The organism is Neisseria sp. HMSC31F04 (assembly GCF_001807735.1).
GTDB classification, from domain to species: Bacteria; Pseudomonadota; Gammaproteobacteria; order Burkholderiales; family Neisseriaceae; genus Neisseria; species Neisseria elongata.
The window spans coordinates 1,170-9,814 of record NZ_KV790807.1 but is presented as its reverse complement, the minus strand read 5'-3'; the positions used below and the strand labels follow the sequence as shown (position 1 = coordinate 9,814).

Below are 8,645 nucleotides of genomic sequence, written 5' to 3'. Positions count from 1 at the left end.
GGGGATTTTAGGGGGATTTTGCAAAGGTCTCTTTCTGTCTGTTCCTGCTGCAATTTTCCGTCAGCATGATAATCGACAGCCGCTACGAAACCGGGCTGTACCGCTACTTTTTCCACTGCATCTGGTACCCCTATGCCTTTTGGCTGCTGAACGGACTCACCCTGCTGCACGGTTTCCCCCGTGCCGTTTTCCGCGATAAAAATCGTGCAGCCACATGGATCAGCCCCGACAGGGGATTACAATAACAGGCCGTCTGAAAAATCAAACTGCCGAAACCGACCACCCGAAAACCAACCGCATGACCAGCCGCCGATCCCGCGATTTAGGGCAACTGATGATCATCACACGCCCCCGCTACCGTAACCGCCGCATCCTCATCCGCCATTTCGTCCTGACCACGCTGACCTGGCTGATGTGGCTGGCCATGATTTACTTCATCTCCCGCGACTACCGCCAAATCTTCTCCCGCCCCATTCTCGATGGGCAAACACTGCCCCAACTGGCCAAAACCGTCCTGCTCGTCATCCTGCTGCAATTCAACCTCCTGCTGTCATGGTCGCTCATTACCGGCAGCGCGATGCGCAAACGCATGCGCCGCCAACGCAAAAACAACAAACAAAACACCGGCAAGGCCGTCTGAAAACACCTATTTTTCAACACCCAAAAGCCTAATTAACAAATAAACGGCGTAAACAGGGGTAAATCATAAAAAAACTGCTTGAAATCAGGAATAATTTTTATTAGTATACCGCCCCTATGAAAAACGATCGCCTACTTACCTTTTCCATATTGGGATTTGTTACCTTGATGCACGTTGCATTATTCGCACTGCTGATGTTTTTAAATCCCCTTTCCTTACCACCGACAATCCAAGACATGGAATTTGTCGATTTGGGCGGGCTTGGTCTGCCCGGTGGCGGCGGAGGTGGCGAACCCGAAGCCGCTCCTGCGCCCGAGCTGAAACAGCAGCAGGCACAGCCCGAACCGCCCAAACCGGTCGAGCCGCCCAAGCCGGAAAAAATCAAACCCAAACCCGTAGTCAAAGAAGCGGAAAAACCAAAAATCAAACCCGTAATTACCCAAACGGAAAAAGCCGATATCCGCATAGCCAAAGAAGAACCGAAACCCGAGCCAAAACCGGAACCTAAACCGGAACCTAAACCGCTTCCTCCGGCCCAAACCGCGCCGACTCCTCCAAAACAGCCAGCATACACCGCCCCCGGCGGAACAGGTACCGGCGAAGGGAAGGGAACTGATCCCAAAGCGCACGGCAAACCCGGCAGCACGGGCAGCGGCGGCGGATCGGGCGGCGGCAAAGGTTCGGGAGAAGGCACGGGTACAGGCCCGGGCAGCGGTTCCGGCAGCGGTAGCGGTCATGGAGACGGCGGCGGTACAGGAAGCAGCGCAGGCAATGCCATTGTAAAAGCCGGCGGCAACCTCGGCGTACCTGCCTACCCGCCCCAATCTATCGACGACGGGGAAGAAGGCACGGTAGTCATGGATTTGCTTGTTGATCCGAGCGGACAGGTAACCGAAGTCAAAGTAACCAAAAGCAGCGGCTATTCCCGCCTCGACAGGGCAGCACAGAAAGGTGCCCGCGCCGGTCATTACAACACCGGCGGCAAATGGGTACGCTTCAAGGGTGCAAGAATTACTTTCAAGCTCCCTTAAAAAGTGCAACATACCGTTCAGGCCGTCTGAAAACGGCCTAAACAGAAATTTTCAATCAACCATAAACGAAAGAAAGCAGCAAACATGGATTTATTACACGTTTTCAGACAAGGCGACCCCGTCCTCATCGCCGCCTTCCTCATCCTCGTCATCATGAGCCTGGCCACTTGGACGGTGATGATCGTCCGCACCATCAAACTCCGCAGGGCCAAAAAAGCCAACGCCCGTGTCAAAGACCGGATTTGGGGCGCGAAATCTTGGGAAGATGCCATCCGCATTGCCCGCGAAAACGAAGATGCACCAATGAGCAATATGTTATTGGACGCAGTCAAAGCAGACGAATTCTTCCATCGAAACCAAGATACCGATTTGGCTTCCGGCGTACCCTTCAGCCAATATCTGCTGCATCAGATCCATCACAACCAAGGACAGATTATGCGCGGCTTCGAAGGCGGCCTGACCGCACTGGCCTCCATCGGTTCCAGTGCGCCGTTTATTGGCCTGTTCGGCACGGTATGGGGCATCTATCACGCCTTAGTCAATATCGGACAAAGCGGCCAGGTCAGCATCGCTGCCGTTGCCGGCCCGATCGGCGAAGCACTGGTTGCCACGGCATTCGGCCTGTTCGCCGCCATTCCCGCCGTTTTGAGCTACAATTTCTTAGTGCGCGGCAATAAAACCCTGCAACAAGATTTGCATGCTTTCGGCCACGACCTGCACGTTCAAATATTGAACAAAAAAGACAAGGAGTAAACCATGTCCTTCTCCATGCACGACGGCGGCGAAGACTCGCCCGTAAGCGACATCAACGTAACCCCGCTGGTAGATGTGATGCTGGTTTTACTGATCGTATTCATGATTACCATGCCCGTACTGACCCACTCCATCCAAATCAGCCTGCCGACCGCCGCAGAAACCGTGAAGGGCGAAGAAGAGCAGAAACCGAAAGAACCGATGTGGCTGTCTGTGGACGACAAGGGGCAATACTTCATCGACCGGGGTACGACCCCTACACCGAAAGAGCAGCTGGCGGCAGCATTTTCCGCCGCCGTCACCAAAAACCCGGATGTAATCCTGGCTGTGGATGCCTCCAAAGACGTTGATTACGGCACCGTCATCCAAGCCATCGACATTGCCAAGGAAGCCAAAATCAAAAAAATCGGCTTCAACACCGAAGTCAAAAATACCAACGGCGGACAATAAACCGCCTAACCTCAGGCCGTCTGAAAACCATTTTTCAGACGGCCTCATTCATTTTCTGCACATATTCCCTTAACCGTCTTCGCACAAAAGCGTAAAATCAGTCCGCAACCCCATCAACCACGCCACTGACGCCATGAAAAAACTGACCACCCAATCCCCCTCTTTCCAAGCCGAACTCAAAGCCCTGCTGGCTTTTGAGACCGCGCAGAATCCCGAAATCGACCGCATTGTCGCCGACATCTGCGCCGACGTGCAAAAGCGCGGCGATGCGGCGCTCATCGAATACACCAACCGCTTCGACGGTACGTCCGCCCAAACCATAACCGACCTCATCCTCACCCAAGATGATTTACAGGCAGCGTTTGAGCGTTTGCAGCCCGAAATTCAAACCGCCTTGAAAACCGCCGCCGCACGGGTCGAAAGCTACCACCAACGCCAAAAAATGGAATCGTGGACGTATGAAGACGAAGACGGCACGCTGTTGGGACAACAAATTACACCGCTTGACCGCGTCGGTATTTACGTCCCCGGCGGCAAAGCTGCGTATCCGAGTTCCGTCATCATGAACGCCATGCCCGCCCATGTCGCCGGTGTGAAAGAAATCATCATGGTTGTCCCCACGCCCAAAGGCGAACGCAACGACATCGTACTTGCCGCCGCCTTCGTCGCGGGCGTTACCAAAGTCTTTACCGTCGGCGGTGCGCAGGCGGTTGCCGCCCTCGCCTACGGCACCGAGTCCGTACCGCAGGTCGATAAAATCACCGGCCCGGGCAACGCCTTCGTCGCCGCCGCCAAACGCCGCGTGTTCGGCGTGGTCGGCATCGACATGGTGGCGGGACCGTCTGAAATCCTCGTCATCGCCGACGGCACCACGCCCGCCGACTGGGTGGCGATGGATTTGTTCAGCCAGGCCGAACACGACGAAATCGCCCAAGCCATCCTTATCGGCACGTCGCAACCCTACCTCGACGAAGTCCAAGCCGCCATGACCCGCCTCATCGAAACCATGCCCCGCCGCGACATCATCGAAGCCTCGCTAGGCAACAGGGGCGCGATGATACTCGCCAAAGACTTGGACGAAGCCTGCGAAATCGCCAACTACATTTCCCCCGAACACTTGGAATTGTCGGTAGAAAACCCGCAGGAATGGGCGAAAAAAATCCGCCACGCCGGCGCGATTTTCATGGGACGCTACACCAGCGAAAGCCTCGGCGACTACTGCGCCGGCCCCAACCACGTCCTGCCCACCAGCCGCACCGCCCGCTTCTCCTCGCCGCTGGGCACTTACGACTTCCAAAAACGCTCCAGCCTGATCCAAGTCTCCGAACAAGGCGCGCAGAAACTGGGGAAAATCGCCAGCGTGTTGGCACACGGCGAAAGCCTGACCGCCCACGCGCGCGCGGCGGAATTCAGATTGAAAGACTGATTCGGCCGAACCCGCCATCCATCAAAAAGCAAAGGTCGTCTGAAAACCTGTTTTTAGGATTTTCAGACGACCTATATCAAAAGAAACATCATGAAACAAACGATTCAAGAAAAACTCACCCACATCGCCCATACCGAGCCGCTGCATTTCCTGATGGCGGTAGAGAGCGGCAGCCGCGCCTGGGGCTTTGCCTCGCCCGACAGCGATTACGACGTGCGCGCCATTTATATCCGCCCGCAACCATATTATCTGCAAATCGACGAAGCGAAAGACACGTTTGAATTTATCGAAAACCAATGGTTTGACGTGGGCGGCTGGGACATCCGCAAAACATTGCGCCTGCTGCGGAAAAGCAATGCCACACTGCTCGAATGGCTGCGTTCGCCGATGGTTTATACGCAGGACGATGATTTCACAGGCCGTCTGAACGCGCTTGCGCCGCAATACGTCCAAGCCGCCGCGCTGCTGCACCATTATCGCGGCATCGCGGGCAACGCTTTGAGAAACATGGATTTGGCGCGCCCCGTCAAACTGAAAAAATGGTTTTACGTCCTGCGTCCGCTGCTCGCGGCACGATGGGCGGTGAAACAAGGCGGCATCCCGCCGATGACGCTGGCGGAACTGATGAGCGAATGGCAAACGGACTGCGCCGTCCAAATCACCGATTTGGTGGCCATCAAGGCGGAACAGGATGAAAGTTACCTGCATACGCTGCCGCCCAAATTGCAACGATTGACCGTTGATTTATATAACGAAGTTTCCGAATTATCCGCCCCTGCCGCCCAAGCTGCCGACAGCGGGCCGCTGAACGAATTGTTCCGCGAAACTTTGGCAGCAGTTTATCCGTAAAGCAAAAGCAGCCCGCACAACAACAGTTAGGTCGAACTCTCGAATCTGACATTTTGGGTATTGTGAAAATGGATGGTAATAATAGGATTGTCAAAGTATTTTCGGATACAAGTATCCAGCCTGAAATCTTATTATCAAACAAATCATACGAAAAGCCGGAATATGCCCCGCACCAACGCCGCCCAATCCCCCGAATACCTCGCCATTCAGCAGGCTACGCAACCCCTGTTTTCGCCGCAGAACCGCACCGAACAGTGTGTACTGACATTTCCCACGCAGCATACGTTGCACATCGACAGTTACGCCGGCGAAGCAGGTGGGCGCAATTTGAGCGGCAGCCTGTGCCGGCTGTGCGATTCGGCGGGCAGTACGGTAACGCAGTGGCAGTCGCTGGACGATTCCGCCGCGTTTTACCAATATATCGCCCACAGCAACGGCAGGAATTATTTATTGTTCCGTCAGGATTTGTACGGATACAGCGTACTGGACTTTGCCACAGGGGAAATTATGCAGTATCTGCCGCATGCCGCGCTGGATGGCACGGAAACATTTATCTGGACGGAAGCGCATTACAATCCCGCCAACGATATGTTGGCAGTGGGCGGCTGCTATTGGGCTGCTCCCTATTCCCTGCTGCTGGCAGATTTCAGCAACCCCATGTCCGCCCCGCCACGCATGACCGATGCTCTCTACGAATATATTCCGAATTTTTGGGATGATTACGATGGAGAAATAGACTTCTATGCGTGGCACGGCACGGATTTGCTCTATATCGCACCGCTGCTGGAAGAAAAAAACGCCGCGCCGAAAATTTTGACACAGGCGCAATATTTGGCTTGGCTGGAATAGGTTTCAGCCATCAATCACAAAAGGTCGTCTGAAAATGCTCACCATCGAAGACTTGCACACACAAAACCTGCTTCTGCTCGAAGCCGTTTCCGGCAGCCGCGCCTACGGTTTGGCGACGCCCGAATCCGATACCGACATCAAAGGCGTATTTTACCTACCCAAATCCATGTTTTACGGTATGGAATACATCCCGCAAATCAGCAATGAAACCAACGACATCGTTTATTACGAACTGGGGCGGTTTATCGAGCTTTTGCTGCAAAGCAACCCAAACACGCTGGAGCTGCTCGCCTCGCCGCCCGACTGCGTGCGCTACCGCTCGCCACTGATGGATGCGTTCAAAACCGAATGGTTTGTGTCCAAAGCCTGCCGCCAGAGTTTCGCCGGATACGCCTACGGGCAAATCAAAAAAGCACGCGGGCTGAACAAGAAAATCAGCAACCCGATGTCGTCTGAAAAGAAAAGCGTGCTCGATTTCTGCCACATCGTAGAAGGCGCGCAAACCGTGCCGCTGCGACACTGGCTTTCGCAACACGGAATGGAACAACGGCGCGTCGGCTTGGTCAAAATCGCCCACGCCCGCGAACTCTACGCCCTGTTTTACGACCCCGACGGCACGCGCGGCTACCACGGCGTCGCGCCCAAACCCGAAGCCACCAACCTCTCCCTCAGCTCCGTTCCCGAAGGCGAAACCCCGCTCGCCTACCTCTCCTTCAACCAGGACGGATACAGCAGCTACTGCCGCGAATACGCGTCCTATCAGCAATGGCTGGTGGAACGTAACGAAACGCGCTACCAAGGCACGCAGGCACACGGACAAGGCTACGACGCCAAAAACATGATGCACACCTTCCGCCTGCTCGAAACCGCCCGCGACATCGCCCGCTACGGCGAAATCCGCCCGCGCCGCCCCAACCGCGACGAACTGCTCGCCATCAAACGCGGCGAATCCTCCTACGAAGCACTGCTGGAAAAAGCAGAACGGCTGATGGCAGAAGTGGAAACAGCGTTCGACGCTTCCAACCTGCCCGAAACGGTAAATGCCGCTTCAGCGTTGGCGGCTTTGGTTTCAGTCAGGGAAAGCATTTATGGCTAGATGGCGAAAGGTCGTCTGAAAATGGGAGCGACGATGTTTATCACGAATTGACTTTAAAAAATCGCTGCATTTCGACTAAACGTCAGCCCCATAAACAAAATGTTGGGTAATGACTCACTCCATTATTTTAATTCGACTATTGTAACTACAATATTTTTCGAGACTTTACTCTCTCCTATTAGATTTAGGTACTACTCTATATTGTATTGGTTCATATTCTAGAGCTTCATGTGGATCATTAATAATATAATAATCCCAATCTCCATTATCATTTCTAAATAATCTATAAATAGAGTATTCTTTTCCTTTTTCTTCAGCTACTCTTTTTTCATTAGCAGATAAGTAAAAAGGTGAATTTATCCCACCTATTGTTGACTTGACTTCAATATACAATGGCTTAACCTTATTTGTAACTTCATCAAAATAAATAGATTTAATATCATATCCCAAACCATCGCCTTCATTCAAAGCCACGTGCTGAATGTCATCAACATTCTGTTGTAATTTAGAATCCCTCTTAGCACGCTCAATTTCAAGATTCAAAACTAATCTTTCAGCTTCCATACCCTGCTCAGTATTTCGTTTCAACTCCTTAATATAATCTTTTTTCACTATTTTAGGATTAGATTTCGTTTCACTAAAAGATAAGCCTGTTGGAATAGAAACCTGTTCACCTAGTTTACTTATACTAAGATTTTTTTTATAATTCTAACCTCAAGGTCCTCTATAAGTACACTGTCTAAAATTTTATTATTAAAATCTTTAAAGTTATTCGGAGACATTAATCCTCTTAATTCGGTAAACATCATTTTTAGATATTCTAAATCCTTCAGTAGCTCCTCATCACGAATACTTGAAAATTCGTCTGTACTATAGAATTTACTGCAAATATTTCCTAACTCGTATCCCTTCGGCAAGCTATTTCCAGATTTTAAATCAATAGAATCTGTTGTAAAACCAGGATTGTTTTTGTTAGATAAAAAATTTAAATTAGCACGCCAATATTTACTAACCTTTTCTATCTTTTCCTTAGCTTTCGATTTAAATTTTTCTTGGAAACATGTGTAGCCTTGATTTAGAGATAAATAAACACCTGTACCATCAGCTCTAAAAAGATAAACAATGTAATATCCTTCCTGTGCTGATGTACTTAAATCTTTGTAAAATACTGCTACCCATGGAACATCCGCCCATCTGCCTCGACCACAAGAAACATTAATCATGTATTCATCTCTAGGAAACAAATTATTGGGAATTACATCTTCTGCATCTGTTTTAATGTCCTTCGCAAACTTATTACCTCCAAATGACTTATTTTTTTCAGATCCATATTCTTTTAAAACTTTTTTCAAATAAGAATGTAAATTAGCCATTTTCGCTCCTTTTATATAAATCGCTTCCAAAAGTAATTTATATCATATTGATATACAATTATAATAAAGGCGAAAACTACAGAATAATTAATAAAAAAATAAATTTCAAAAGGTCGTCTGAAAACCTGTTTTCAGACGACAGCGGATTCGCATTTGAAGTGCAACTTTCCATAACAGA

At 50.9% G+C, this 8,645-nt stretch carries 11 protein-coding genes; 9 read left to right on the top strand and 2 right to left on the bottom strand.

All coding sequences use genetic code 11. The annotated features are described in order from the left end of the window. Positions 1-65: 65 nt before the first annotated feature. From HMPREF3107_RS06935 to HMPREF3107_RS06895, 9 genes are all read left to right on the top strand, one after another. On the top strand, positions 66-245 hold the full coding sequence (locus HMPREF3107_RS06935; RefSeq protein WP_070454540.1) for a hypothetical protein: 180 nt from the start codon (positions 66-68) through the stop codon (positions 243-245). After that, positions 215-640 (top strand): hypothetical protein, encoded by a 426-nt coding sequence (locus HMPREF3107_RS06930; protein WP_141742849.1) that lies wholly within the window; start codon positions 215-217, stop codon positions 638-640. Before HMPREF3107_RS06935 ends, HMPREF3107_RS06930 begins: the two co-directional genes overlap by 31 nt. Positions 641-756: 116 nt before the next feature. Beyond that, positions 757-1,671: an energy transducer TonB gene (locus HMPREF3107_RS06925; protein ID WP_070454536.1), complete on the top strand. Its 915-nt coding sequence runs from the start codon at positions 757-759 to the stop codon at positions 1,669-1,671. An 84-nt stretch (positions 1,672-1,755) separates the two neighbouring features. After that, on the top strand, positions 1,756-2,424 hold the full coding sequence (locus HMPREF3107_RS06920) for a MotA/TolQ/ExbB proton channel family protein (protein ID WP_070454533.1): 669 nt from the start codon (positions 1,756-1,758) through the stop codon (positions 2,422-2,424). A gap of 3 nt (positions 2,425-2,427) precedes the next feature. Then, positions 2,428-2,874: an ExbD/TolR family protein gene (locus HMPREF3107_RS06915; protein ID WP_040666383.1), complete on the top strand. Its 447-nt coding sequence runs from the start codon at positions 2,428-2,430 to the stop codon at positions 2,872-2,874. A gap of 133 nt (positions 2,875-3,007) precedes the next feature. Beyond that, on the top strand, positions 3,008-4,300 hold the full coding sequence (gene hisD, locus HMPREF3107_RS06910) for a histidinol dehydrogenase (RefSeq protein ID WP_070454531.1): 1,293 nt from the start codon (positions 3,008-3,010) through the stop codon (positions 4,298-4,300). 90 nt (positions 4,301-4,390) lie between these two features. Further along, a complete protein-coding gene (locus HMPREF3107_RS06905; protein WP_070454529.1) occupies positions 4,391-5,149 on the top strand; it encodes a nucleotidyltransferase domain-containing protein in 759 nt (252 codons plus the stop codon). Positions 5,150-5,311: 162 nt separating this feature from the next. Continuing rightward, entirely contained in the window at positions 5,312-5,998 is a 687-nt protein-coding gene (locus tag HMPREF3107_RS06900; RefSeq protein WP_070454527.1) for a cysteine synthase, read from the top strand. A gap of 34 nt (positions 5,999-6,032) precedes the next feature. After that, positions 6,033-7,094: a nucleotidyltransferase domain-containing protein gene (locus HMPREF3107_RS06895; RefSeq protein ID WP_070454525.1), complete on the top strand. Its 1,062-nt coding sequence runs from the start codon at positions 6,033-6,035 to the stop codon at positions 7,092-7,094. A 165-nt stretch (positions 7,095-7,259) separates the two neighbouring features. Here the strand turns inward: HMPREF3107_RS06895 and HMPREF3107_RS06890 are convergent, their stop codons facing one another. After that, on the bottom strand, positions 7,260-7,682 hold the full coding sequence (locus HMPREF3107_RS06890) for a protein NO VEIN domain-containing protein (protein WP_141742848.1): 423 nt from the start codon (positions 7,680-7,682) through the stop codon (positions 7,260-7,262). 95 nt (positions 7,683-7,777) lie between these two features. Further along, on the bottom strand, positions 7,778-8,467 hold the full coding sequence (locus tag HMPREF3107_RS06885) for a DUF3578 domain-containing protein (protein ID WP_070454521.1): 690 nt from the start codon (positions 8,465-8,467) through the stop codon (positions 7,778-7,780). Positions 8,468-8,645: the final 178 nt, after the last annotated feature.

Excerpts from the sequence above, each read along its gene's own strand:
- HMPREF3107_RS06930 (WP_141742849.1), top strand. The coding sequence starts at position 215 with ATGGATCAGCCCCGACAGGGGATTACAATAACAGGCCGTCTGAAAAAT.
- HMPREF3107_RS06925 (WP_070454536.1), top strand. The coding sequence starts at position 757 with ATGAAAAACGATCGCCTACTTACCTTTTCCATATTGGGATTTGTTACC.
- HMPREF3107_RS06895 (WP_070454525.1), top strand. The coding sequence starts at position 6,033 with ATGCTCACCATCGAAGACTTGCACACACAAAACCTGCTTCTGCTCGAA.
- HMPREF3107_RS06885 (WP_070454521.1), bottom strand. The coding sequence starts at position 8,467 with ATGGCTAATTTACATTCTTATTTGAAAAAAGTTTTAAAAGAATATGGA.
- HMPREF3107_RS06915 (WP_040666383.1), top strand. The coding sequence starts at position 2,428 with ATGTCCTTCTCCATGCACGACGGCGGCGAAGACTCGCCCGTAAGCGAC.
- HMPREF3107_RS06920 (WP_070454533.1), top strand. The coding sequence starts at position 1,756 with ATGGATTTATTACACGTTTTCAGACAAGGCGACCCCGTCCTCATCGCC.
- HMPREF3107_RS06905 (WP_070454529.1), top strand. The coding sequence starts at position 4,391 with ATGAAACAAACGATTCAAGAAAAACTCACCCACATCGCCCATACCGAG.
- HMPREF3107_RS06935 (WP_070454540.1), top strand. The coding sequence starts at position 66 with ATGATAATCGACAGCCGCTACGAAACCGGGCTGTACCGCTACTTTTTC.
- HMPREF3107_RS06900 (WP_070454527.1), top strand. The coding sequence starts at position 5,312 with ATGCCCCGCACCAACGCCGCCCAATCCCCCGAATACCTCGCCATTCAG.
- hisD (WP_070454531.1), top strand. The coding sequence starts at position 3,008 with ATGAAAAAACTGACCACCCAATCCCCCTCTTTCCAAGCCGAACTCAAA.